The sequence below is a fragment of the Sphingomonas faeni genome (genome assembly GCF_040407505.1).
GTDB classification, from domain to species: domain Bacteria; phylum Pseudomonadota; class Alphaproteobacteria; order Sphingomonadales; family Sphingomonadaceae; genus Sphingomonas; species Sphingomonas faeni_E.
In genome coordinates, this window is record NZ_JAPZPQ010000001.1 from 797,697 (window position 1) to 820,553 (window position 22,857).

The window sequence follows — 22,857 nt, forward strand, 5'->3', positions numbered from 1 at the left end:
GCGATGAGTGAATGGTCCACCGACAATGCGACCGAAACCACTGCCGCCTCCTTGTTGCTGGGAAGCATCATCGCCGAAGTCGGTGGCGGCGCGACCACGGCGCAGCGACGCGCGTTCTTTCGCGCGGTCGGCGCACGGATCGCAGGCGCGCATCCGGTCGGCGACGCGCAGGACATTGCTGCGCTCGCCGCCTCGATCAACCGGTTGTGGCGCGAGCACGACTGCGGCGAAGTGCGGTTCGAACTCGCCGAGGACGGCCTGCTGATCACGCATACCGGCTTTGCCCGGCGGCTGGCGCCGATCCTTGGCGGTGCAACCGAACAGACCCTGCGACCGTTGCTGGAGGGGGCGTATGACGCCTGGTTGCATACGCTCGGCAGCGGTGCCGATCTAACGACACGCACCCTGTGGTGGAGCGATACGGAGGCACGACTGAAGCATGGACGTTGATCGTCGACAGGTCATGGCGGGAATGGGCGGTCTGGCCATCGCCGGATGCAGCAAGGCACGGGCACCGGACGACAGGGCACTCGCCACTGAAAACAGCGCGGCAATCGAGCCCCCGGCCCTGCCAGCGACCGGCGCGGCAAACGGCGTGAACTGGGCAAGCTTCAAGCAGCGGTTCATGGCCGACGACGGCCGGATCGTCGACAACGGCAATGGCGGCGTCAGCCACAGCGAAGGCCAGAGCTATGGCCTGTTGCTGTCTCAGGCGGCGGGCGATCGAGCGGCATTCGACAAGATTCTAGCCTGGACCGAAGCCAAACTCGCCCGGCCGGACGTCGCGCTCTACGTCTGGCGCTACGATCCGCGTGCGGCCAATCCCGTCGCCGATCGCAACAACGCGACCGATGGCGACCTGCTCATCGCCTACGCACTGGCGAGGGCAGCGAACAAGTGGCGCGAGCCACGCTACGCGGCGCGGTCGCGGGCGATCGTCGATGCGATCGCCACCCGCCTCGTCAAGACGGTCGGCGGGCGGATGCTGTTATTGCCAGGGCTCGACGGGTTCTCGACCGCGGCACGAACGACGATCAACCCCTGTTATTACGTCTGGCCCGCGCTCGACCTGTTCGCGAAGACCGGCAACGCGGCGGTCTGGCGACGGGTCATCACCGATGGCGAGGCTCTGATCGCCGCGGCCCGGTTCGGCGCGCATCGCCTGCCAACCGACTGGATCGACGTCTCGAATACCGGTGCGATCGCACCCGCCGCAGACAAGCCGCCACGGTTCGGCTTCGACGCCATCCGCGTTCCGCTGTTCGCCAGCGTGTCGGGCCGGAGCGCGCTGGTCGAGCCGATCCGGACCTGGTGGCGATCGATGCCCATTGAACAGATCCCCGCCTGGACCGACGTGGTGTCGGGGCAGTCCGCTGAATACCCCCTGTCGGCCGGTGGCCGCGCGGTGGTGAGCCGCACGCTTGGCGCGCATGCACCCGCGACTTTGGCGACCGACTATTACGCCGCAGCGCTGCAATGCCTCGCCGCGGCGTTCCCCTGATCCTCCGGCTACCGCTTCATGGCAGCGAGCAGGACCAGCCGGTCGATCAGGAAGATCACGATCACCGACATTCCGAGGATCGGGAATAGTATTCCGGCGAGAATCAGGATGGCGATGGCGCCCTTGATCCTCGTCGGGGAGACGCGCACTGGCGCGGCAAGGCGGCCCTTAGGGCGACGTTTCCACCACATCACGACACCGCTGATCACGAGCAGCACGATCGCGATGCACGTCGCCAACATCACGAGTTGGTTCGCGATCCCGAAGTAATTGCCCATGTGCAGCTGAACGCCGAGCTCGATCGCCTTCGCTGCCCAGCCGTAATCGGGGTAGCCGACCTCGCGGATCAAGCCGCCGGTCCAGCGATCGAAATACAGCGTACGCTGCCCCTGCGGCTGATCGGGGTAGGTGTAGGCCGTATAGACGCCGGTCGGTCCGCTCGGCAGGAACAGGCGATACGCACCCGCAACGTGGTGATCGCGCGTCACCGAGTTTGCGATCCGGTCGATCCCGGCCACCGCTGCATCGTCGCGGACGGCCATGGTCATCTCGTGGCCAGCATGACCGGCATGTTCGGAGGATGCCGTCGATGTCGGCATCGGTGCGAGTTCCATCGTCCACGGTGCTTCGCCGAGCGCGGTCTTCATCGGCACACTCGCAGGCGCATTGTGCGTGCGGTTCGATGCCGGGTAGCCGATACCAAGCGCCGCGGTACCGCGGTTGAGCAGGTCGCCCTGGATCCCCGCCCAAGGGAGGCCGGTTAGCAGCAGGAACGCGATGAACGCGACGGACCAGACGCCGATCACCGCGTGCAGGTCACGCCAGAACAGGCGTCCCCTCGCGCCGAGCCTGGGATAGAGGATACCGCCGAAGCCGCCGCGACCACGTGGCCACCACAGATACACTCCGGTCACGATCAGGACGAGCGCCCAGCATGCGGCAAGCTCGACGATCCGATCGCCGACCGTGCCGAGCGTCAGCGATCCGTGCATCTCGTCGGCGAACCCTACCAGCGTGCGGGTATAGATCGTCGAGCCGAGCACGCGCCCCGTCGCCGGATCGACGGCCACGCGGAGCGGCTCGCCGTGATCGGGGGTGACGAACACGACCGCCGAGCGGTTGGGCGCCCCCGGCAGATCGATCCGCGTCGCGGCCCCCGGATGCGCCTTGAGCGCGGCCTCGATCATCCGCGACGGCGGCACCTGCGTTGCATGGACCGCGACGAACCGCTGCGCCGGATACAGCGCATCGTCGATCTCGTCGTTGAACAGATAGATCGAGCCCGTGACCGCCAGAATCAGCAGGAAGGGCGCGACGATGAGGCCGGCATAGAAATGCCAGCGCCACAGTGCGCGGTATGCTTTCGGATCGACCGAACCGGTGAATGCCATCTGGAAACCCCTGCTCAGAAATGCGTGGAAAGCGCGATTTCGACGCTGCGTGGCGCGCCGATATAGACGTTGGTCGACGGGTAGCCCGAATACTCGCCGTAGAACGCGTCGGTCAGGTTGCGGCCGCGGACCGACACCGAGGCTTGCGGTGCGACCTGATAGCTGATCGACGCATCGATGGTCGTATGCCCGCGGACGAAATAGCTGTTGGCGGTGTCGGTGTAGAAGCCGGACACGTGCCGGACGAACCCGCCGAGCGTGACCGGGATAGCTTTGATCGTGTAGAGCGCCGAACCGCTGACGGTGGTCGAGGGCGTGTTGATCGGTCGGTTGCCGGCGCGGTCGATGCGAATGCCGGCGATCAGCTCGCTCAACTGGTCGTACTGCGCGTCGGTGTAGGCGGCGCCTGCCGACACGGAGAGCGCGTCGGTGACCGCCGCGCCGATGTTGAGCTCGACGCCTTGCGACGATTGCTCGCCGCCTTGAATGGCTTGCTGCGGATTGTTCGGATCGCGCGTGAGGATGTTGGTCTGCTCGATCCGGTATGCGGCGCCGGTCATCGTCAACCGCTTGGCGAACGCGGAGGCCTTGAAACCGACTTCGTAGGAACGGCCTTTTGTCAGCTTGTAGGTCGTGTTGACGATCGACTGGAGCAGGATCGAGGATACCGGTGTGACCGCGGTCGTATATTGGCCGTACACGGTGATGTCGGGCGTTATGGCGTAGGTCGTGCCGATCCGCCAGGAGAACGGATCATAGGTCGGCGTGCCCCGCGTGACCGCGCCGTTCGCGTTGAGGTTGGTGATGACGCGGGTCAGGTCAATGCGATCGTAACGCGCGCCGCCGACCAGAAGCCAGCCTGAAGTCAGATTAAGCGCGTCTTCAGCGAAAATGGACGCGGTCTTGAGCTTGGAATTGTAGACGACGTTGGTGGTCGAATAGGCGGCATCGTCGGTCGGGAAGACGCCGACGATCGGCGCGAACGGATCGACGTTCGCGATGCGTCCGACCGGGCTCTGCTGGCGCGGATTGACGAAATTCGTATCGTTATACTCGCCGCCCAGGCTGAACCGGTTGCGCAATCCTGCGACCACCCCGTCGTTGGCGATGACAAGTCGCTCGTTCCAAAACTGGTGATCATGATAGATTCGCTGAACCGACCGCGCGAAACTGCCATTGGGGAAGGCGGCGGTGGGGGCGGTGAAGTTCTGATCGCCACTCAGCACGAAATCGCGCTTGGCGTGATACCAGGTGAAGTCGTTCGCGACCGCCCAGCCGCCGCCGATCGCATAATCGATCCGCGACCGCAGCGTCGTGTCGCGTGCGCCGGAATAAGCACCGTACGGATTATAGTTGCGACGACGCAGTGCCTTGTCGAGCACCATGCCGTTACCGCTTCGCATTGCATCGCTCGGATCGCGTGCGACGGTGGCGGAGACGAACGGCAGCCCTTGATAGCTGCTGTCGTACCGGTCCTCGTAATGGTCGACGGCAAAGAGCAGGCTCAAATCGGTCGACGGCTTGAACAGGATGCTACCCGTCAGTCCGACCGAGCGCGTCGCATTGCCTTCGACGTCGTACAGGCTGTCGGAGTGCATGTAGCTCGCGTCGGCGCGGACCGCGACGGTGTCCGACAGCTTGAGGTTCACGCCGCTGGCCGCGGTCACCGTGTCGAAGCTGCCGACGCTCAGCAAGCCATCGACATGGTCCCCGTCGAACGTCGGCTTGCGCGTGACCTTGTTGATCACGCCGGCCAGCGCGCCTTCGCCGTAGAGCACCGAGGCTGGCCCCTTGATCACTTCGATCCGGTCGAAATGCCACACATTGGTATCGCGCTGGATCACGGTCGAGGTGGAGATACGGACGCCGTCCTGCAGGATCGAGACGGCGCCGCCCGAAAAGCCGCGCAACGTCACGACCGCGGGGTTGCCGGGGACGTTGCCAGCGATCGCGCCGACGACGCTGTTGAAGGCCTCTCGTGCGGTGCGCAGCCCCTGCACCTGCATATCCGCCTGTGTCAGTGTCTCGACGGTCGCGGGCGTCTCGCGCACCGACAGGCCTAGGCGACTGCCGGTATCCGATTTACGATCGAGCTTCAGCTGGTCGCGCTGGCCGGTGACGACGATCTCGGCCTTCTTATCGATCGCGTCCTCCTTGTCAGACGCATGGGCGGCCCCCGAGAACGCGACGATCGATGCCGACGCGAAGACTATGGTTTTGAACATGTGAATCCCTGCTGGACCCGTCTGCACATCATGGTGCGGATCGGATACCGTCATTCCCGCGGACTTGCCGCGCGTGTCGAACCGGTCCGCCGACGTGGTGGACCTGCCAAAGCATCGTGATCGCGCCCGGTCCGAAGACCGACGGATCACGCGGCGGGGAAGGGCGGGGGGCCTCGCAAGGGTGGCCGAAGATAGGCTTGCGCAGCGATCGGTACTGCGATTCTCACGTGGCGGACGAGACCGACGATGAACGCGATGGCGATCGCCAGCAGCACCGGATCGACCGCTGCCAGCGACGGCGCGGTCAGGCCCGAAAATGCGCAGGGCATCTCTCGCTCCTGATGATCGGACTTGCCCGAATGATGCGCCATGCCGGGCATCGCCATCATCGGTGCCACCACCGTTTGGGCGGGCGCTTTGCCGCCGCAAATCTCGATCGTCACGCCCCCCCCGGAGACGACCGGCATGAACCCGGCCGGCACCAAGATCTTCATCACCAGCGCGCACGCAACCACCCACGCCGCCAGCTGGCGATGGTCCATGAGAAGGCGACGGAGTGCTGCCACGGCTAGCGGTCTACGCACTGTCCATGATCGTGTCACGTGGACGAAACGTCTCGCCGACGGGGACCACCGCGTGCCAGATGTTCTGATGCCGGCAATCCAATGTCGACTGTTCTCCAACACGAAGGGCCAGAGCATGCCGAACGTAGATCGATGCGGCAGGCGAACCCGCCTACCCGCCGTCGTACCGGTATGTGTTGGGTGCCGTCAGTCGACCGCCCGCTGTCGACGGGTTGGGAGTTGCCAGCGATCAGGCGGCCTAACGCGCCGTCGCGACCCGTCGAGCCTGGCGACTGATCCCCCGCCATCGCCGGTTCGACAACGTCGAACATCGCATCGGCGAATACGCTAACGTCGCTCAGTCTCCGCACTTCGTCATCGGGACAGGGGCGGAGTCGATCTTCACGTCCGAGATCGAAACGCCAAGCTTGCCATCGGTGGCGATCACGAACGGCGCGGTGACGTGCGCCATGTCGATACCGCGCTTGGCGAAGCACTGGAGCGGGACGATCACCTGCTGCCAGTCTCCGGACTTGCCCGCGGACAGTGTCCTGGTGATCGGCACCGTTACCGCCCGGCCGTTCTCGCTGACCATGCCCAAGGTCACCGGTGCGGTGGGGGGGCGATCTGTGCGGATTTCCATGACGATGCTCAGTTCGCCGTTGCTTTCGCGCGTCAGGTCGAGGGGGCCCGATGCCTCGACGCGGACGTCCGCGGGGCCGCCTGTCCAGACGAAAGCGCGGGCATCCTCCTGCCGCCGGCGGTCGACTGCGGAGGCGGTGAGGCGTCGCGTCGCGGTCGTTCCACTGCTGCCGACCATGCGCACCTTCGACTGGCCCTGCTCGACCAGAGTCAGCGACCAGCCTTCGGGCACGCGCCCCTTTCCGAAGATCGTGCCGTTCGACGATGCGGCCACGCCGGCAGGGCGGTTTTCGTCGAGCTTCGCGACGCTGCCCGGCTTGGCGTAGCTCAGGCCGTAGCCGAATGCGAACAACGGATCGTAGCCGGAGTCGGAGCGGTTCAGGACATACTGGTCGGGGCGCTTCGGCCAGGAGAAACTGAGCTTGCCGCGGAAGTCGTTGGCGACACTGCCGTCCTTCTTGCGGAACAACACGTCGGAAACGCCGCCGCCTTCGCTGCCCGGCAGGAACGCCGCGACGAACGCATCGGAGGCGTTCAACTCGGCATTCACCCAGAGCGGGCGCCCCGACAGGAATACCGCGACGACTGGCACCCCCGCCGCCTTCAGCTTGCGCAGGAGTTCCAAGTCGGACTTGTCCTCCGGGCTGTATTCGAGGTTCGGGCGGTCGCCCTTGAACTCGGCATAGGGCTGTTCGCCGAACACGACGATCGCCGCGTCGGGCTTCTTCGCGAAGCTGCCGTCGGCCGACAGCGTCGCGGTGCCGCCCGCGTCCTTGACCGCGGTGTTGATCCCCGACCAGATCGTCTCGGCGTTGGGGAAGTTGGCGTTGGTGGTGCCGGTGCCCTGCCATGTCAGCGACCAGCCGCCGGCCTGTTGCGGGATGTTGTCCGCGCCGCCGCCCGCGACGAGTATTTTGGCGGAGGGCTTCAGCGGGAGCAGGCCGCCTTCGTTCTTGAGCAGCACCATCGATTCACGCGCGGCGCGGCGGGCGATCGCGCGGTGGTCTGCGGTGCCGATGAGGTTCATCTTGCCGGCAAGTGCGCGCGATGACGGGCGACCGCGATCGAACGTGCCAGCGCGGATCTTCACGCGGAGAATGCGGCGGACCGCGTCGTCGAGACGCGCGGCGGGGATCTCTCCGGACTGCGCCTGCTTCAGCGTGTTGTCGTAAAGCGTCTTCCAGCCGGTGCCCGAATACATGAACATGTCGAGGCCGGCGTTGATCGCCGCGGCGCAACTCTCGTTCGAGCAGCCCTCAACCTGGCCGTGGCCGTTCCAGTCGCCGACTACAAAGCCGTCGAAATGCAGGCGGTCCTTGAGCACGCCGGTCAGCAGGCTCTTGTTGCCGTGCATCTTGGCGCCGTTCCAGCTTGAGAAGCTGGCCATTACGGACTGCGTACCGGCCTCGATCGCCGCGGGGTAGCCGCCGAGATGGATGTCGCGCAGGGTGGTCTCGGAGATGCGCGCGTCGCCCTGGTCGCGTCCGCCGGTGCCGCCGTCGCCGAGGAAATGCTTGGTGGTCGCGATGACGTGGTCGGGGGCGAGGAACTCCTTGGTGCCGACCTTGCCCTGGACGCCTTCGATCACCGCGCCGGCGTAATCGGCCTGGATCGTTGGTTCCTCGGAATAGCTCTCATACGTGCGGCCCCAACGATCGTCGCGGACGACGGCGAGCGTGGGCGCGAAGGTCCAGTCGATACCGGCGGCGGCGGTCTCGATCGCGGTGACGTGGCCGATCTCACGCATCAGGTCGCGGTCGCGGGCGGCGCCGAGACCAATGTTGTGCGGGAAGAGTGTGGCGCCGGGGATGTTGTTGTTGCCGTGGACCGCGTCAGTGCCCCAGATCACCGGGATCGCGGGGCGGCCGTCGCTGCGTGCCATAGACGCGTCGTAGAACTCGTCGGCAAGCCTGAGCCATTCGATCGGGGGCGCGAGATCGTTGCCGCCTGGACCCGAATTACCGCCATTGAGGATCGAGCCGAGCTTGTAGGTGCGCAGGTCCGACGGCGTGATGCTGGCGATGTCGACCTGGATAAGCTGTCCGATCTTATCCGCGACCGACATGCGTTTCATGATCGCGGCGATCCGCGCCTCGACCTTCGGATCGCGCGAAGGCTTCGCCTGAGCGGTTGGCCAAATTTCGGGATGCGCAACGGCGGATGGGGGCGGCGTTCGTGCCGGTATCGGCGCTGCTACCGATTGCAGTAAAAGCGCGATCGCGAGCGGCGATAGACCTGCCGACATCTTCATTCCCCCAAATGGCGCGTTGTCGCGCTCGATTCCCGTTTGCCGTCTACTTGGTTTCAACATGATCATGGCATGCTTTCGACGACCATGTCTGCCGATCGCAGTCCCGGTCGCTCTCGACAGTTTGCGTGCATCCGGATGATACCTGGGCGCGTTGGAGTGCCACCACGCGGTTGCCCCCCGCCGGCCAAGCGTGATTTTCGTCACTGCCCGGAGTATCCCATGTCCAAGACCATCATCGCCGACCTGTTTGCCGAGACGCTGCACTTAGCAGGTGTCGAGCGGATCTACGGTGTCGTTGGCGACAGCCTCAACGGCCTGACCGACAGTTTGCGGCGGCAGGGTAAGATCGAGTGGATCCACGTTCGCAACGAGGAGGCCGCTGCCTTTGCCGCAGGGGCGGAGGCGCAGCTGACCGGCAAGCTCGCGGTGTGTGCCGGATCCTGCGGCCCCGGTAACATGCACCTGATCAACGGGCTCTACGACTGCAACCGGACGCGCGTGCCGGTGCTGGCGATCGCGGCACAGGTGCCGAGCGGGGAGGTGGGCTCGAACTATTTCCAGGAGACGCGCCCGGAAGCGCTGTTCCGCGAATGCAGCGTCTATTGCGAGACGATCTCCGATGCCGACCAGATGCCGCGGACGCTGGAGACGGCAATCCGGGCGGCGGTCGGCCACCGCGGCGTTTCGGTCGTCGCGATGCCGGGCGACGTCGCATTGCGATCGACGACGGGTACGCTGGCACGGTCGAAGGGTGCACTCTTGCCGCCGCCTTCGGTCACGATACCAGCGGAGGAGGACATCGCCGAACTCGCCGCGCTGCTGAACGGCGCGCAGAAGGTGACGATCCTGGCGGGGCGGGGGTGCCGCGCCGCGCACGCCGAGCTCGTCACGCTCGCGGGGATCTTGCAGGCGCCAATCGTCCACGCGCTGGGGGGCAAGGAGTTCGTCGAATACGACAACCCCTATGACGTCGGCATGACCGGGCTGATCGGCTTTGCGAGCGGCTACGACGCGATGATGGCGTGCGACGTGCTGCTGATGCTCGGCACGGATTTTCCGTATCGGCAATTCTACCCGGAGAAGGCGAAGGTCGCACAGATCGACCTGATACCGGAAAACCTCGGTCGGCGGACGGCGATCGATATCGGGCTGGTCGGCGATGTCGGCGCAACTCTTGCGGCCCTGATACCGCGAGTGAACACCGGGCGCGATGGCAGCTTCCTCAAATCGGCGATCGAGAATTACACCGAGTCCCGCAAGGGGCTGGACGATCTTGCCAACGGGACGCCCGGCAGCGGTGTGATCCATCCGCAGCACGTCGCCCGCGTCCTAAGCGAGCAGGCGGCGGACGATGCGGTCTTCGCCTGCGACGTCGGCACGCCAACCGTATGGGCTGCGCGCTACCTGAAGATGAACGGTCGGCGCCGGTTGATCGGATCGTTCAACCACGGATCGATGGCGAACGCGCTGCCGCAGGCGATCGGCGTACGGTCGGCGTACCCGGAGCGACAGGTCGTGACGCTGTCGGGCGATGGTGGCCTGGCGATGTTGATGGGCGAGTTGCTGACGGTGCGCCAACTCGGCCTGCCGGTGAAGATAATCGTCTTCAACAACGGCACGCTCGGGTTCGTCGAGATGGAGATGAAGGCGGCGGGCCTGGTTGAGACCGGCGTCGCGCTCGACAACCCCGACTTTGCGGCGATGGCGCGGGCGATCGGGATCCACGGCGTGCGCGTGACCGATCCGGGTGACGTCGAGGCCGGCATCCGGGAAGTCCTCGCGCATCCGGGGCCGGCGTTGCTCGATGCCGTCACCGCGCGCACCGAATTGTCGATGCCGCCCAAGATCACGCTGGAGCAGATGAAGGGCTTCACACTTTATATGGCGAAGGCGATCATCAGCGGGCGCGGCGACGAGGTGGTCGAGCTGGGCAAGACCAATGTCGGCTTGCTCAAACGTCTGTTCTGAGCGAGCTGAGATCGGTCGGTGCCGGGTCCGTCAGAGCGAAAGACGGGCCCGCGCCGCGCGGTATTCGCGTTCGAGACGATCGACGCGGTCGGCAACGCTTTCGACCTCGGTGACTGCACCGATGCCCTGGCCTGAGCCCCAGATGTCCTTCCACGCCTTGGGCTTAGAACCGTTGCCGCCGCCGAAGTCCATCGTCTTCAAATCGCCTTCGGGGAGGTTGTCCGGGTCCATCCCGGCCGCCTGGATCGACGCGCGCAGGTAATTGCCGTGCACGCCGGTGAAGAGGTTGGAATAGATGATATCTGAGGCTTTGCCGGCGACGATGCCGTCCTTGTACGCCTGATCCGCGTTCGCCTCCGTGGTCGCGATGAACGGCGAGCCGATATAGCCGAAGTCCGCGCCCATCGCCTGAGCGGCAAGGACGGCGTCGCCGGTCGCGATCGAGCCCGACAGCGCCAGCGGGCCGTCGAACCACTGGCGGATTTCCTGGATGATCGCGAACGGCGACAGGCGACCGGCATGACCGCCCGCACCGGCCGCAACTGCGATCAGGCCGTCGGCGCCCTTTTCGATCGCCTTCCGCGCGAACCGGTCGTCGATCACGTCGTGGAGCGTGATGCCGCCCCATCCATGCACCGCCGTGTTGAGATCCTCGCGCGCGCCGAGCGAGGTGATGACGATCGGCACCTGCCACTTGGCGCACGTCTCGAGATCGCTCTCGAGCCGGTCGTTCGACTTGTGGACGATCTGGTTGACCGCGAACGGCGCCGCCGGACGATCGGGATTGGCGCGGTTATGCGCGCTGAGTTCCTCGGTGATCCGGTGGAGCCACTCGTCGAGCATCGCCTGCGGGCGCGCATTGAGCGCGGGAAACGAGCCGACGATACCGGCCTTGCACTGTGCAATCACCAGATCGGGGCCGGAAATGATGAACAGCGGCGAGCCGATGACAGGCAGGCGCAGGTTTTTTAGAATGGCGGGTACGGTCATGCCAGTTTTCTAGCGCAACCTATTCGCGCGCGCCAGAGCCGGTTTTGCCCTCCACCCCGACCGTTGTCGAGACGGGGTGGAGGGCAGGGTATCAGGCCATCTTGCCGATGACCTTGTCGAGCGTCAGCGGATATTCGCGGATACGAACGCCGCAGGCATTGTAGACCGCGTTGGCGATCGCCGCGCCGACGCCGCACAATCCCAGTTCGCCGATGCCCTTGGCCTTCATCGGCGAGGACTTCTCGTCGAGTTCGTCCATGAAGAACACGTCCTGCATCGGAATGTCGGCATGCGCGGGCACGTGATATTCGGCGAGGTCGTGATTGACGAAATAGCCGAACCGCGTGTCGACGACCGCGTCTTCCATCAGCGCCGCACCGACGCCCATCGTCATCGCTCCAATAACCTGGCTGCGGGCCGATTTCGGGTTGAGGATGCGGCCCGCGGCGAATGCACCGCTCATCCGGCGGACGCGGATCTCACCGGTTGCCGAATCGACACCGACCTCGACGAAATGCGCGCCGAACGTGGCCTGCGCATACGTCTTGGTGAGGTCACCGAACTCGATCGAATCCTCGGCCGAGAGGCCGGCATCGCCAGCAGCTTCCGACAGCGAGACGCTGCGGTTGCCCGACTTCACCTTGCCGTCCTCGAACACGACGTCGGTCGAGTTGAAGCCCAGTTTCTGCGCGACGCGCTCGCGCAGCGCCATGCACGCCGCGTAGACGCCCGCGGTCGAGCTGTTGCCGCCCCACTGGCCGCCCGAACCCGACGAGGCCGGGAAGCTGCTGTCGCCGAGCAGGACAATGACCTTGTCCATCGGTACGCCCATCATCTCAGCCGCAGTCTGCGCGATGATCGTGTAGCTGCCCGTGCCGATGTCGGTCATGTCGGTGGCGACCGTCACGACGCCCTTCTTGTCGATCCCGACGCGCGCGCCCGACTTCATCGTGACGTTGTCGCGGAACGCCGATGCCATGCCCATGCCGACCAGCCAGCGGCCATCGCGGACCTGGCCCGGGACGGGGTTGCGCTTGTTCCAGCCGAAGCGTTCGGCGCCGGTCTTCAGGCAGCCGACCAGATCACGCTGCGAGAACTGGCGCGACGGCTTTTCCGGATCGACCTGCGTGTCGTTGATGATCCGCAGCTGGACCGGATCCATCTTCAGCTTCTCGGCCAGCTCGTCCATCGCGGCCTCGAGCGCGAGCAAGCCGACCGCCTCACCCGGCGCACGCATCGCATTGCCCTCGGGGAGATCGAGCACGGCGAGACGCGTCGCGGTCATGCGGTTGGCGCCGGCGTAGAGCAGGCGAGTCGCATTAGGCGCAGTCTCGGGACCGCCACCGGGGAGATCGCCCGACCAGCTCTCATGCGCGATCGCGGTGATCTTGCCGTCCTTCTGCGCACCGATGCGCAGGCGCTGGATCGTCGCCGGGCGATGCGTCGTATTGTTCATCACCTGCGGGCGGGCAAGCGCGAGCTTCACCGGACGCCCGCCGATCGCGCGCGAGCCAAGCGCCGCCATCACCGCATCGCTGCGGACCCACAGCTTCGAGCCGAAACCGCCGCCGACATAGGGCGACAATACGTGGATGCTTTCCTTCGGCAGGAGCAGCGTCTCGCTCATGTCGCCGACTGCCCAGTTGATCATCTGGTTCGACGTCCAGAGCGTGAGCTTGCCGTCCTTCCACGCCGCGGCGGTGGAGTGCGGCTCCATCATCATGTGGCTCTGGTCGGGCGTGGTGTAGCGCTCATCCAGCTTGACCGGCGCCTTGGCGAACGCACCGGCAAAGTCGCCGACGGCGGTGTCGGGCGTGCCGCTCTTGGGCTTGGTCGCCGAGGATTGGGATGCGGCGAGATCGAATCGCCCGGCCGTGCGCGCGTAGTTGACGCGGAGTAGCTTGGCACCGGCGCGTGCCTGCTCGAACGTCTCGGCAACGACGACCGCGACGGCCTGGTCGTAATGCTGGACGTCCGGGCCGGCGAGCATCCGTGCGGTGTGGTTCTTGGCTTTGCCGAGCTTGCCGGCATTCTGGTAGGTGACGACCGCGAGCACACCGGGAGCGGCCTTCGCGTCGGCGTCGTCAATGCTCTCGATCCGGCCCTTGGCGATCGCCGAGCCGAGAATGTAGCCATAGGCGGCGTTCGGCGCGGCATCGTTGCGCTCATAGGCGTAGTGCGCGGTGCCGGTGGTCTTCAGCTTGCCGTCGACGCGATCGAGCGGCTGGCCGAGCACCTTCATCCGGTCGGTCGGGTTCGCCGTGGCGGGGGTATCGAACTTCATGGGCGTCAGGCCTTCGCTTCTTCGAACACGGCGCCGATGGTGCGTTCGACCAACGGCAGCTTGAACGCGTTCTGTGATGTGGTGCGGGCGCCGGCGAGGACTGCCGATGCGGTCGCCTTGGCGCCATTCGGCATCTGTGCCTCGGCAGCTTCGACGCGCCACGGCTTGTGCGCGAGCCCACCGAAGGCGAGCCGGCCACGGCCACCCGGCTGGATTACGGCGGCAACCGAGATCAGCGCGAACGCATAGGACGCACGGTCACGCACCTTCTGGTAGATGTGCGTGCCGCCGATCGGCTTGGGTAGCGTGACGGCGGTAATGAGTTCGCCGGGCGCGAGCGATGTCTCGATGTTCGGCGTTGCACCGGGGAGACGGTGAAAGTCCGCAATCGGGATAGCGCGTGTCTGGCCAGCGGCGTTCACCGTCTCGACGGTCGCGTCGAGCACGCGCATCGCAACGGCCATGTCGCTTGGATGCGTCGCGATGCACGCGTCGCTCGTGCCCATGACCGCAAGGTTGCGGTTGAAGCCGCCGATCGCCGCGCAGCCGCTGCCGGGCTGGCGCTTGTTGCAGGGCTTGGTGGTGTCGTAGAAATACGGGCAGCGCGTTCGCTGGAGCAGGTTGCCCGCGGTCGTCGCCTTGTTGCGGAGCTGGCCCGACGCGCCGGACACCAGCGCGCGGCTGAGCACGCCGTAATCCTTCCGCACGCGCGCATCGGCGGCGAGGTCGGTATTGCGAACCAGAGCACCGACCCGGAGACCGCCCTCCGACGTCGGCGTGATCTTGTCGAGGCCGAGGCCGTTGACGTCGATCAGATGCTGCGGCGTCTCGATCTGAAGCTTCATAAGGTCGAGCAGGTTGGTGCCGCCCGCGATGAACTTCGCGCCGGGCGTGCGAACTGCGGCGCTGGCCGCTTCCTTCGCCGAGGTCGCACGCTCGTAGGTGAAGGCCTTCATGCCGCACGCTCCGTGCCAGCGACGTCGTGGATCGCGTCAATGATGTTCGCATAGGCACCGCAGCGGCAGATGTTGCCGCTCATCCGCTCGCGCAACTCATCGGTGGTGACGGTCGGCTGGGCTGAGATGTCGCCGGTGACGTGGCTGGGGATGCCCGCCTTGATCTCGCCAAGCGTCGCGACCGCCGAGCAGATCTGGCCGGGCGTGCAATAGCCGCACTGGTAACCGTCATGCTTGACGAATGCGGCCTGCATCGCGTGCAGCTTTTCGGGGGTGCCGAGGCCTTCGATCGTCGTGATCTCTTCGCCTTCGTGCATGACCGCGAGCGTCAGGCAGCTGTTGATGCGGCGACCCTCGACGATGACCGTGCACGCACCGCACTGGCCGTGATCGCAGCCCTTCTTGGTGCCGGTAAGCTTCAAATTCTCACGCAGCGCGTCCAGCAACGTGGTCCGCGTATCCACGTTGATCTTGGTCGTGCGACCATTGACCTTGAGCGTCACGGGCATGGTCGGCGGGGCCGCCTGAGCGGTGCCCTGCGTCTGTGCCTGTACCGCAGGTGCTGCCGCCAACGTAGCCGACGCGACACCGCCGGCTATCACGCCACGGCGCGACACCGGAAAACCTTCATCCTGATGCATATAAACCCCTGTATATGTTGGCCTAACGGGTGAAGCGCGGCAAAGTTGCGCTAATAGGCATTTGGTTCCGTGAATTTTGCGTCACGGAGACTTCAGTAGGGTATTGAAATGCGGACAGTTTCTTCCAGCGTATCGGTGCGGCTGTATCACCTCGACGACAGCGGCGAGGGTGGTGCGGCGACGACGCTGTTCTATGGTCCACTCGGGGAGGCCCTGACGATCGCGGCGCAGCAGGAAGAGGATGTGCAGGCGGGGCTGTATCTGGCCACGGAAAACGACGTCGTCTCGTATCTGGATCTTGAGGCCTAGCGCCCACCTTACGATCCTCTCCCGCCAGAGGGAGGTGGCTGGCGCTTGCCAGACGGAGGGGGAGGAAAGGAAAAACCTCTGTTCCGTGTCCTCCCCCTCCGTCACCTCCGGTGCCACCTCCCCCTGGCGGGGAGGGATCAAGTATTAGGTTCCCGGCGTGAAACCGTCATCCCGATCCGGCGGGGTAGGCGCATGTACCTCGCTGCAGATCGAACGAAGCGCACCCTTCATCCCCTCCTCGAAGGTCGGATGGTAGATCGGCAGGTCCAAAACCTCGGTCGCGGTCCATCCGCTCTGAATTGCCCACGCGATCAGGTGAGCGCTATGCTCGACCGCAGGCCCCGCCATGGTCGCACCGGTCAAGCGCCCGTCGCGGCGATCCGCGTAGAACCGCACCAACCCGGCATTGCACGCCTCGACCTTAGCTCGGCCCTGATCGTCATACGACGCGGTACCGATGACACTGTCAGCATCGTCGTCCTTGGCGATCTTGCCGATGACCGCGACGTTCGGGTGCGTGAAGGTGATCGCGAACGGCACGGTGCGCTTGCCCGGCGTTACCTCGGGGTAGCTCGCCGCGTTCCGCCCCGCGATCATGCCCTCCGCCGATGCCTCGTGCAGCACCGCGCGGTCATGGTCCGCGTCGCCGGCGATAAAGATCGGTGCCGTGCCGCACTGCATCGTCTCGGGGTCATAGTCTGGCATGCCATGCTCATCGAGCGTGAGGCCAGTCGTCTCCAGGCCAATGCCTTTGATCCGCGGCGGCCGCCCGGTCGCCACGAGTAGATAGTCAAAGTGCTGCTCGCCCGATGCAGAACCACTCCAGGCCAGCTTGACGCCATCGCCGTCCGGCTCGACCGTCAGTTCGACGCCGAGCAGGATCGGCATCTCGCGCGAGAGGATCGCGTGATACGCCTCGGCGACGTGGCGGTCCTTCAGTCCGCCGATCGTCTCGCCCGTGTCGAACACCATCGTGTCGACGCCGAGCCGCGCCATTGCCTGCGCCAGTTCCAAGCCCAGCGCGCCCGCGCCGACGACGCCCAGCGACTTCGGAAGATCCTTTAGTTCGAAGATGCTCTCGTTTGTCAGCACCCGGTCGCGCACCGCGTCGAACATCTCGGGGATCGCAGGGCTCGATCCGGTCGCGATCACCACTGACTTCGCATGGACCTCGCGGCCGTCACTGAGCGACAGGATCGTCGCGCCCGCAAATTTCGCGCGTGCTTCGATTTTCACCTCCGCGGGCAGCTTGTCGATCGAGGTCTCGACGCCTGCGACGAACGCGTCGCGCTCCTTACGGACCCGCGCCATCACCGCGACGCCGTCGACCTTGCCTGACGCCTCGACGCCGAACACCGACGCGTGCTCGACCGCATACATCGCGTTTCCGGCCGCGATCAACAGCTTGGAGGGCATACATCCCACGCTCGCGCAAGTCGTGCCGCCGAAGCCCTCGTCGATTAGCAACGTCTTGGCGCCGTTGCGACGCGCGCTGCGCTCAGCGGCGAGGCCGGCGGTTCCGGCACCGATGATTGCCACGTCGCAGGTCAGCTTGGTCATAAGTCTCTCCGTTGCCGGAGAATTCCGGGGCCGCGACCGAGGAAACCTTCGATGCCGCCCAGCCGTTCCGCGGTGCAGCACATTCCTAGTCGAAGGACGCTTATGTTAACGCTCCACCATTTGAACTACTCGCGCTCGATCCGCGTGCTGTGGCTGCTCGAAGAGCTCGGTATCGAATACGACCTCGTCAAATACGAGCGTGACGAGAATTTCCGCGCGCCGCCCGAACTGAAGGCGATCCATCCGCTCGGCAAGGCGCCGGTGCTGGTTGACGATGCGCTGACGCTGGCCGAGAGCGCGCCGATCCTGTCATATATCGACGACCGTTACGGCGACCGCCGCTTCTCGCCGCCGATCGACAGCGATGCGGCCGCCGTGCACGACGAGTGGTTGCAATATGTCGAAAGCTCGGCGTCGTTGCCGATCATGATGACGTCGCTCGGCAAGCGGATGGGCGGCCTGCCCGAAGGCCTTGCCAAGTTCACCGGACCCGAAGTGACCAAGACGCTCGACTATATCGGCGCGGGCGTCGGCGATGGCCCGTATCTGATGGGCGAGCAGCTGATGCTGGCCGATATCCAGATGTGCTACATCCTCGCGATCGCCGAGAGCGCCGGATTGCTCAAGGAGCACCCCGACGTCGCGGCGTATCTGGATCGCCTACGCGCCCGTCCCGCGTTCATCGCCGCAACTGAAATCGGTGGCCCGCTGATGCCGGCCCGCCGCTAAACACTACGGAAGGGGGTAACGGTCGCGTTACCCCCCGAAGCTGCGACCACCAAAGCCGCCGCCGAAGCCGCCGCGCGAGATTACCGAACTGCGCGACTGGACGCGGGCAGGGGCTCTCGCGGTGGTCGGCGTGAAAGCGTCGGAGCCTACGCGCGTCCGGCCCGTCACATAGTCCCGGTTGATCCGGCCACCTGCACCACCGTAATAATTGCCGTCGCGGTCGCGGTACATCGGCGCGCCGCGGTTGCCGAAACCTCCGTTGAGCGCCTGCCCGACCAGGAAGCCGGTCAGCAGCGGGGTGAAGAAACTGCCGCCGCTGCCGTTGTTGCGCGGCTCGCACTGCGCGGCGCCGTATTGCTCTTCGCAAGTCTGCCGATCCTGAAACCGTGGCGCGGTCTTCGCGGCATCGGCCTTGGCCTGCTCGAACGCGGTATCACACTGCACCGCCGACAACGCACCCGCCGCGCGGCACTCCTGCACCGAGGCATAGCTCTGCGCCTCGACGGGCTTGCCGCCAACATCGCCATCGCACGCGGTCAGGGAAATGCCCGAGCCTGCGATCAGGCTGGTGAGGACGATCGATCTGGAACGCTTCATCGCTATGCCCCTCAGTTCGTCATGCAGGCGGCGTTGAGGATGCCGACGCACAGCGAGATGCTGCCCATATAGGTCGCCGCCGCGATTTCGCCGCGGACGATCCGGTCGTTGAAGTCGCGCATCACGAAATGCTGGACGATCAGGAACGTGACGATCTGGATCACGCCCGCCAGCAGCGCCCACACCGCGAACTCGAGCAGCGAAACCGTATGCGTCAGCGCAGAGGCGAGCGGCAGGACATAGCCGAGCAGCGCCGCGCCCAGCGTGATCGCCGCGGCGGTGTTGCCTTCGCGGATCAGCGACTTCTCATGATACGGCGTCGCGACCTGATAGACGATCTTGAACAGAATCGTGAACGCCCCCGCCGCGACGAACGCGATCAGGAAGGCAAGCGCGCTGGCGCCGAAGCTGTATTGGTCGATCATGGCATTTCCCCCGGAGCCGTCTACGCGCGACGCTAGGCTCTGAACTCGCCGAGTTCCAGTGCCACGCCCAGCATGATCTCGAACGAGACGTCACCGGACTCGGTCTCCATGTCGATCGCCAACAGCAATTCGCGGCCGTCGTCGCCCGGCAGGTCGCGGCTGAACAGCATGCAGGTCTGGAAGATACGGCGGTCGACGATCCCGTCACGGTCGTCGTGCAGTTCCTCCCAGAACGTCACGGGCTCCTGCTCGCTCGCTTCGGGGCCGAACCATGCGCGGCTGTATTCGGGCAGTCCTTCGGCGGTGAAGGTCCGTGCCTTCAGGCGGCTTTTCCACGCCGGGCGCTCGGCGGCGGACGACGGATAGCTGCTGTCCCAAGGCGCGAACAGCGTGACATCGGTGACGTCCTGCCCATCGCGGTCGTTCGACACCGCCTGGAACATGATGTCGTCGTCGGTGTAGAACCGGTGGACGAAGCCGCCCTCGTTGAGGTCGATCAGTCCCTGTGCGACGATCACCAGCGTATCGCGGTCGAACGGGAAAAGGAGTTCGGACCCGAACCGGCGCCATGCGAGCGGATCCACGGTCACGGTCCGCCCCAGCGTGACGTTGCGGACGACGGGCAGGGCGTTGCCGTCAAGCGCTGGCTTGCGGCCGAACAGGCGATCGAACATGCAATCCTCGCGTGTGGGTGGTTGACGTGCCTCTTAGGCCAAAGCGGGCGGGCTCGCAAAGCGCAACCCCCGTCATCCTGACGAAACACTCTCGTCATCCTGACGAAAGTCAGGACCCAGAGCCGTAAACGCTGCCCTCCGTGACCCTGGGTCCTGACTTTCGTCAGGATGACGGAAGTGGGGAGGGTGGCAGGCGCTCGCGAAAGGCCTATGTGTCTGCGCGAGCGACAAGCACGGGAGTTCTTGCATTGACCGACATCTGGACCGTCCGCAGCCTGAAGGCCGCGCTCGACACGTCCGAGCCCGCGAAAGCCGGCGAATTTTCCGCGCGGATCCTGGAGGGGGCGGACCCGGTGCTCCTGGTGACGATGCACCATCACGGCGACCTCGAACTGTTCGTCAACGTCAGCGAGGCGCAGATCGCATGCTCGACGCTGCTGTGGCCGTGCGACGAGCAGGAGGACCAGCTGGCGTTCAATACCTTCCTGCTGAAGTCGCAGAAGCTGGTACCGCTGTCGAACTTCGGGATCGGCACGGTCGATGGCCGCGATTATTACGAGCTGTTCGGCGAACTTGCGACGTCGAGCCGGCTCGATACCGTGATCATCGAACTGCGCACGCTTGCCGAGAATGCGATCGATGCGGCCACCGACCTGCGCCACGCGCAGATTCCCGCCGCCTGAACTGATACAAACGGAGAGACTGGCATGGCCATCTGGAGCAAGCTTTTCACCCTCGGTCGTGCCGGCGCGCACGAAGCGGGCGCGGCGGTCGTCGATGCGAACGCGCTGCGTATCCTCGACCAGGAAATCCGCGATGCCGACAAGGCGCAAGGCAAGGCACGCGACGATCTCGCAGGGCTGGTAGCGCGTCGTCGTATTCTCGAAACCGAGGTCGAGAGCTTCCGTGCTCAGGCGACCAAGTATGAGGCGTCTGCGCGGATCGCGGTCGAGAAGGGCAACATGGATCTCGCGCGCCAGGTCGCACAGCGGATCGCCGACCTCGAGCAGGACATCGCGCTGAAGTCCCCGCAGGTCGAAGACATGCGCGCCGCCGAGGAGCAGATCCACACCGCCGTCGCGCAGACCGATCGCAAGATCGAGCAGCTCCGCCGCGAGGTCGAGGTCGTCAAGGTCAACGAGTCGGTGCAGAAAGCACAGGCTTCGGTCGCGTCGGGCAGCATGGGCGCGGGTAACAAGCTCGGCTCGGCGGCGGACAGCCTCGCTCGTATTCGTGAACGGCAGGCGATCCGTGGCGAACGGATCAAGGCAGCGGGCGAGTTGGAAGACCGTCGTACCGGCGCCGACCTCGACGAGAAGCTGCGGCTGGCAGGGATTGGGCCGGGGCAGTCGTCGGCGGACGACGTGCTTGCGCGCCTGACAGCACGGAAGACGCCGGAACTCGGCCAGACGCTGCAGATCGGTCAGCGCGACGACTCCAAGACGTCGGACTCCTGATGCGCCGGATCGCGGTCGACCCGCGCGGCGACTGGCGCGAGCGGGCCGACGCGATCGGGTTCGTCTATCACGACACGGATGGCGAACCGTATTGGGACGAGGGTGCGGCGTACGCCTTCACGCTGGCGGAGATCGAGGAGGACCTCGAGCCCGCCGCGGAACAGCTGCATGCGATGTGTCTCGATCTGGTCGACGAGGTGGTCCGCGACCAGCAACTGATGGAACGCCTCGCGATCCCGCGCGAGCAGTGGAACTATGTCGCCGAGACGTGGCGGACGCGCCAGCCGTCGCTCTACGGGCGGTTCGACTTCGCCTATGACGGGACGGGGCCGGCCAAGCTCTACGAGTATAATGCCGACACGCCGACATCGGTGTTCGAATGCGCGACGTTCCAGTGGATGTGGCTGGAGGATCTGCTCGCGAGCGGTGCGTTGCCGGCCGGGACGGACCAGTTCAATAGCCTGTTCGACAAGCTGCGCGAACGCTTCCGTGCGCTGTTCCCGAGCGGCGGCTTCGTCCATTTCGCCGCGGATGCGTCGGCGATCGAGGACCGCCAGACGGTGCGGTTCTTCGAGGATCTGGCGTCGCAGGTCGGGATCGAGCCGAAGTTCGTCGAGATGAAGGATATCGGCCTCGCCGCCGACGGGCGTTTCATCGACACCGATGGATTCGAGGTGCAGGCGGCGTTCAAACTGTACCCTTGGGAGTTCATGCTCCGCGAGCCCTACGCGCCGAACCTGTCGCGTGCCGACGTGCGCTGGATCGAGCCGGCGTGGAAGTCGATCCTGTCGAACAAGGGCATCCTGCCCCTGTTGTGGGAGCGGCATCCCGAGCATCCGAACCTGCTCCCCGCATTCTTCGACGACGATCCCGCTGCGAAGATCCTCGGGCCTAAGTACGTGCGCAAGCCGCTGTTCTCGCGCGAAGGCGCGAACGTCGAGGTGATCGGCGAGAGCGGCCACGACGTGCTCGATCAGGGCTATGGCGCGGAGGGCGCAATCCGCCAAGCCTATGCACCGCCGCCGGTGTTCGACGGCCGGCATCCGGTGATAGGTGCGTGGATGGTCGGCAACGAAGCCGCCGGCATCGGCGTTCGGGAGGATGACACGGTCGTGACGCGCAATCTCGCGCGGTTCGTGCCGCATATCATCGAGGCGAATGATGACTGACGCGCGAGACCTGCCCCCGTTGCCGCCGATGGAACGGCTGGTCGAACTGATGTTCGATGCGGCGCGGACGGGGCGGGACGAGATGATCCCGGCGCTGGTGCAGGCGGGCGTGGATATCGAGGTGACCGATGCGAAGGGCTACACGCCGCTGGTGATCGCCAGCTATAATGGTCAGGCCGAAGCCACCGCGGCTCTGCTCGCGGCAGGCGCGCAGGTCGACGGAGCGGCGGACTCGCGCGGCAACACCGCGCTGATGGGCGTCTGCTTCAAGGGCTATACCGAGATCGTGCAGATCCTGCTCGACGGAGGCGCTGACGTAAACCGGCGCAACGGCGTCGGCCAGACCGCGCTGATGATGGCAGCGCTGGTGAACAAGACGGCGATCATCGACCTGTTAGTGGAGCACGGCGCGGATGCGACGATTGTGGATGCGGCGGGAAACAGCGTGCATTCGCTGGCGGTGTCGCAAGGTAATGCAGCGTTGGCCGAGCGCTTCGCAACGACCAACTAGCCCCCCATTTGTTC

At 65.5% G+C, this 22,857-nt stretch carries 21 protein-coding genes; 9 read left to right on the forward strand and 12 right to left on the reverse strand.

The genetic code is table 11. The features are described 5' to 3' along the window. The first annotated feature begins 3 nt into the window (after positions 1-3). Together bcsD and O6X71_RS03720 are read left to right on the forward strand one after the other, a co-directional pair. On the forward strand, positions 4-450 hold the full coding sequence (gene bcsD / locus O6X71_RS03715) for a cellulose biosynthesis protein BcsD (protein WP_156348744.1): 447 nt from the start codon (positions 4-6) through the stop codon (positions 448-450). Beyond that, a complete protein-coding gene (locus O6X71_RS03720) occupies positions 440-1,501 on the forward strand; it encodes a glycosyl hydrolase family 8 (protein ID WP_353464504.1) in 1,062 nt (353 codons plus the stop codon). Before bcsD ends, O6X71_RS03720 begins: the two co-directional genes overlap by 11 nt. 8 nt (positions 1,502-1,509) lie before the next feature. Here O6X71_RS03720 and O6X71_RS03725 read toward each other — a convergent pair whose 3' ends face one another. The 4 genes from O6X71_RS03725 to O6X71_RS03740 form a co-directional block, all read right to left on the reverse strand. After that, positions 1,510-2,892, reverse strand: coding sequence for a PepSY-associated TM helix domain-containing protein (locus O6X71_RS03725; RefSeq protein ID WP_353464505.1), 1,383 nt, complete (start codon positions 2,890-2,892; stop codon positions 1,510-1,512). 14 nt (positions 2,893-2,906) lie between these two features. After that, on the reverse strand, positions 2,907-5,117 hold the full coding sequence (locus O6X71_RS03730) for a TonB-dependent receptor (protein ID WP_353464506.1): 2,211 nt from the start codon (positions 5,115-5,117) through the stop codon (positions 2,907-2,909). A 146-nt stretch (positions 5,118-5,263) separates the two neighbouring features. Further along, the gene (locus tag O6X71_RS03735) at positions 5,264-5,683 is read right to left on the reverse strand and encodes a DUF2946 family protein (protein ID WP_353464507.1); all 420 of its coding nucleotides are present in this window, start codon (positions 5,681-5,683) and stop codon (positions 5,264-5,266) included. 355 nt (positions 5,684-6,038) lie between these two features. After that, positions 6,039-8,567, reverse strand: coding sequence for a glycoside hydrolase family 3 protein (locus O6X71_RS03740; RefSeq protein ID WP_353464508.1), 2,529 nt, complete (start codon positions 8,565-8,567; stop codon positions 6,039-6,041). Positions 8,568-8,792: 225 nt separating this feature from the next. Between O6X71_RS03740 and poxB the strand changes: the two genes are divergently transcribed. Continuing rightward, the gene (gene poxB / locus O6X71_RS03745; RefSeq protein ID WP_353464509.1) at positions 8,793-10,541 is read left to right on the forward strand and encodes a ubiquinone-dependent pyruvate dehydrogenase; all 1,749 of its coding nucleotides are present in this window, start codon (positions 8,793-8,795) and stop codon (positions 10,539-10,541) included. A gap of 30 nt (positions 10,542-10,571) precedes the next feature. Here the strand turns inward: poxB and O6X71_RS03750 are convergent, their stop codons facing one another. The 4 genes from O6X71_RS03750 to paoA form a co-directional block, all read right to left on the reverse strand. Beyond that, positions 10,572-11,531 (reverse strand): NAD(P)H-dependent flavin oxidoreductase, encoded by a 960-nt coding sequence (locus O6X71_RS03750; RefSeq protein ID WP_353464510.1) that lies wholly within the window; start codon positions 11,529-11,531, stop codon positions 10,572-10,574. 91 nt (positions 11,532-11,622) lie between these two features. Then, complete coding sequence (gene paoC / locus O6X71_RS03755) at positions 11,623-13,815, reverse strand: aldehyde oxidoreductase molybdenum-binding subunit PaoC (RefSeq protein ID WP_353464511.1); 2,193 nt, start codon at positions 13,813-13,815, stop codon at positions 11,623-11,625. Between the two features lie 5 nt (positions 13,816-13,820). Further along, positions 13,821-14,771: an FAD binding domain-containing protein gene (locus O6X71_RS03760; RefSeq protein ID WP_332755017.1), complete on the reverse strand. Its 951-nt coding sequence runs from the start codon at positions 14,769-14,771 to the stop codon at positions 13,821-13,823. Then, positions 14,768-15,412 carry an aldehyde dehydrogenase iron-sulfur subunit PaoA gene (gene paoA, locus O6X71_RS03765; RefSeq protein WP_353464512.1) on the reverse strand — a complete coding sequence of 215 codons (645 nt, stop codon included), beginning with the start codon at positions 15,410-15,412 and terminating at the stop codon, positions 14,768-14,770. Before paoA ends, O6X71_RS03760 begins: the two co-directional genes overlap by 4 nt. A gap of 108 nt (positions 15,413-15,520) precedes the next feature. Between paoA and O6X71_RS03770 the strand changes: the two genes are divergently transcribed. Beyond that, a complete protein-coding gene (locus O6X71_RS03770; RefSeq protein WP_353464513.1) occupies positions 15,521-15,721 on the forward strand; it encodes a hypothetical protein in 201 nt (66 codons plus the stop codon). A 144-nt stretch (positions 15,722-15,865) separates the two neighbouring features. Here O6X71_RS03770 and O6X71_RS03775 read toward each other — a convergent pair whose 3' ends face one another. Beyond that, positions 15,866-17,281, reverse strand: coding sequence for a dihydrolipoyl dehydrogenase (locus O6X71_RS03775; protein WP_353464514.1), 1,416 nt, complete (start codon positions 17,279-17,281; stop codon positions 15,866-15,868). 102 nt (positions 17,282-17,383) lie between these two features. On the opposite strand from O6X71_RS03775, the gene O6X71_RS03780 reads away from it, so the two are divergent. Further along, positions 17,384-18,010, forward strand: a complete 627-nt coding sequence (locus tag O6X71_RS03780; protein WP_353464515.1) for a glutathione S-transferase family protein — start codon at positions 17,384-17,386, stop codon at positions 18,008-18,010. 27 nt (positions 18,011-18,037) lie between these two features. Here O6X71_RS03780 and O6X71_RS03785 read toward each other — a convergent pair whose 3' ends face one another. From O6X71_RS03785 to O6X71_RS03795, 3 genes are read right to left on the reverse strand one after another with little or no spacing between them, the layout of a single operon-like run. Next, positions 18,038-18,607 carry a DUF1190 domain-containing protein gene (locus tag O6X71_RS03785; RefSeq protein WP_056049223.1) on the reverse strand — a complete coding sequence of 190 codons (570 nt, stop codon included), beginning with the start codon at positions 18,605-18,607 and terminating at the stop codon, positions 18,038-18,040. Positions 18,608-18,618: 11 nt separating this feature from the next. Beyond that, positions 18,619-19,032 (reverse strand): DUF350 domain-containing protein, encoded by a 414-nt coding sequence (locus O6X71_RS03790; RefSeq protein WP_136190170.1) that lies wholly within the window; start codon positions 19,030-19,032, stop codon positions 18,619-18,621. Between the two features lie 32 nt (positions 19,033-19,064). Next, positions 19,065-19,706 (reverse strand): DUF2491 family protein, encoded by a 642-nt coding sequence (locus O6X71_RS03795; RefSeq protein WP_056481639.1) that lies wholly within the window; start codon positions 19,704-19,706, stop codon positions 19,065-19,067. A 248-nt stretch (positions 19,707-19,954) separates the two neighbouring features. On the opposite strand from O6X71_RS03795, the gene O6X71_RS03800 reads away from it, so the two are divergent. Genes O6X71_RS03800 through O6X71_RS03815 form a run of 4 tightly spaced genes read left to right on the forward strand, consistent with a single transcriptional unit; the run spans position 19,955 to position 22,843 of the window. Next, positions 19,955-20,389, forward strand: coding sequence for a YjfI family protein (locus tag O6X71_RS03800; protein ID WP_056049210.1), 435 nt, complete (start codon positions 19,955-19,957; stop codon positions 20,387-20,389). Between the two features lie 24 nt (positions 20,390-20,413). Then, complete coding sequence (locus O6X71_RS03805; RefSeq protein WP_353464516.1) at positions 20,414-21,163, forward strand: PspA/IM30 family protein; 750 nt, start codon at positions 20,414-20,416, stop codon at positions 21,161-21,163. Next, entirely contained in the window at positions 21,163-22,332 is a 1,170-nt protein-coding gene (locus O6X71_RS03810) for a glutathionylspermidine synthase family protein (RefSeq protein ID WP_353464517.1), read from the forward strand. Before O6X71_RS03805 ends, O6X71_RS03810 begins: the two co-directional genes overlap by 1 nt. Next, positions 22,325-22,843: an ankyrin repeat domain-containing protein gene (locus O6X71_RS03815; protein WP_353464518.1), complete on the forward strand. Its 519-nt coding sequence runs from the start codon at positions 22,325-22,327 to the stop codon at positions 22,841-22,843. Before O6X71_RS03810 ends, O6X71_RS03815 begins: the two co-directional genes overlap by 8 nt. Positions 22,844-22,857 lie beyond the last annotated feature (14 nt).

Excerpts from the sequence above, each read along its gene's own strand:
- O6X71_RS03805 (WP_353464516.1), top strand. The coding sequence starts at position 20,414 with ATGGCCATCTGGAGCAAGCTTTTCACCCTCGGTCGTGCCGGCGCGCAC.
- poxB (WP_353464509.1), top strand. The coding sequence starts at position 8,793 with ATGTCCAAGACCATCATCGCCGACCTGTTTGCCGAGACGCTGCACTTA.
- bcsD (WP_156348744.1), top strand. The coding sequence starts at position 4 with ATGAGTGAATGGTCCACCGACAATGCGACCGAAACCACTGCCGCCTCC.
- O6X71_RS03795 (WP_056481639.1), bottom strand. The coding sequence starts at position 19,706 with ATGTTCGATCGCCTGTTCGGCCGCAAGCCAGCGCTTGACGGCAACGCC.
- O6X71_RS03730 (WP_353464506.1), bottom strand. The coding sequence starts at position 5,117 with ATGTTCAAAACCATAGTCTTCGCGTCGGCATCGATCGTCGCGTTCTCG.
- O6X71_RS03770 (WP_353464513.1), top strand. The coding sequence starts at position 15,521 with ATGCGGACAGTTTCTTCCAGCGTATCGGTGCGGCTGTATCACCTCGAC.
- paoA (WP_353464512.1), bottom strand. The coding sequence starts at position 15,412 with ATGCATCAGGATGAAGGTTTTCCGGTGTCGCGCCGTGGCGTGATAGCC.
- O6X71_RS03720 (WP_353464504.1), top strand. The coding sequence starts at position 440 with ATGGACGTTGATCGTCGACAGGTCATGGCGGGAATGGGCGGTCTGGCC.
- O6X71_RS03780 (WP_353464515.1), top strand. The coding sequence starts at position 17,384 with ATGTTAACGCTCCACCATTTGAACTACTCGCGCTCGATCCGCGTGCTG.
- O6X71_RS03775 (WP_353464514.1), bottom strand. The coding sequence starts at position 17,281 with ATGACCAAGCTGACCTGCGACGTGGCAATCATCGGTGCCGGAACCGCC.
- O6X71_RS03725 (WP_353464505.1), bottom strand. The coding sequence starts at position 2,892 with ATGGCATTCACCGGTTCGGTCGATCCGAAAGCATACCGCGCACTGTGG.
- O6X71_RS03785 (WP_056049223.1), bottom strand. The coding sequence starts at position 18,607 with ATGAAGCGTTCCAGATCGATCGTCCTCACCAGCCTGATCGCAGGCTCG.
- O6X71_RS03740 (WP_353464508.1), bottom strand. The coding sequence starts at position 8,567 with ATGTCGGCAGGTCTATCGCCGCTCGCGATCGCGCTTTTACTGCAATCG.
- O6X71_RS03815 (WP_353464518.1), top strand. The coding sequence starts at position 22,325 with ATGACTGACGCGCGAGACCTGCCCCCGTTGCCGCCGATGGAACGGCTG.
- O6X71_RS03790 (WP_136190170.1), bottom strand. The coding sequence starts at position 19,032 with ATGATCGACCAATACAGCTTCGGCGCCAGCGCGCTTGCCTTCCTGATC.
- O6X71_RS03750 (WP_353464510.1), bottom strand. The coding sequence starts at position 11,531 with ATGACCGTACCCGCCATTCTAAAAAACCTGCGCCTGCCTGTCATCGGC.
- O6X71_RS03760 (WP_332755017.1), bottom strand. The coding sequence starts at position 14,771 with ATGAAGGCCTTCACCTACGAGCGTGCGACCTCGGCGAAGGAAGCGGCC.
- paoC (WP_353464511.1), bottom strand. The coding sequence starts at position 13,815 with ATGAAGTTCGATACCCCCGCCACGGCGAACCCGACCGACCGGATGAAG.
- O6X71_RS03810 (WP_353464517.1), top strand. The coding sequence starts at position 21,163 with ATGCGCCGGATCGCGGTCGACCCGCGCGGCGACTGGCGCGAGCGGGCC.